Here is a 646-nt window from a genome sequence, read left to right on the forward strand (position 1 = left end):
CGTCCCGCGGAGGCCCGAAGGGCTGGAGCATTCTGCTTGCGTTTGTTAGGCAGTTGCTCTGCACACGCTCAATTAGAGCCACCCTTGCCTTTTGGCCTCCTCAACCTCCGCTTTCTTTTTTACTTTAAGTCGGTTTTTTTGATCCAACTTGTCATAATCTTTGTTTTTCGCGAAATATGGGCCTGCGTTTTCACCATAATAGTCTTCGTGAGTGAAAGCCATAATCCAAGCCATGTTTTCGGGGAAAACATAATATTCGGAAGCCTGAGCATTCTCCGGCTTTGTATTAGAGAGAACAGCAAGCTTAAAGTTGTCCGGAAGTACAACGTATCCTGGTGCTACTTGAGCCTCGTAAGCTTTGATTGCAGCTTTTCCACTTAGCGCCGGATATACTCCCTTTGGGAATACAGCCCACAAATAGGGCAAGGCACGCAACTTAGGCTTTACTTGGTCCGGATAAAATACCTCCAACCAATCTTCTTCCCACTTCTCCGTCCGCGCCCGGCTATAAACTTCTTCCACTTCATCCGGCTCAATTTCAACGGGAGCTGAAAATGCTCTTTCCATGTGGTTTGCCTAACGCCGCAATCAGTCGCGGCTTATTTTGTATGCTTTTTGCACGAAAATGGGAGCGCAGCGACCGTGC

The 646-nt window shown here is 48.0% G+C and carries 1 protein-coding gene; it reads right to left on the reverse strand.

The window, feature by feature from the left end; genetic code table 11:
* Positions 1 to 72 precede the first annotated feature (72 nt).
* Positions 73 to 567, reverse strand: a complete 495-nt coding sequence (locus B4U49_RS00340; RefSeq protein ID WP_078082640.1) for a hypothetical protein — start codon at positions 565 to 567, stop codon at positions 73 to 75.
* Positions 568 to 646: the final 79 nt, after the last annotated feature.

Source organism: Microbulbifer mangrovi (assembly GCF_002009015.1).
GTDB lineage: Bacteria > Pseudomonadota > Gammaproteobacteria > Pseudomonadales > Cellvibrionaceae > Microbulbifer > Microbulbifer mangrovi.

Coding starts and splice junctions, on each gene's coding strand:
- B4U49_RS00340 (WP_078082640.1), bottom strand. CDS start 567: ATGGAAAGAGCATTTTCAGCTCCCGTTGAAATTGAGCCGGATGAAGTG.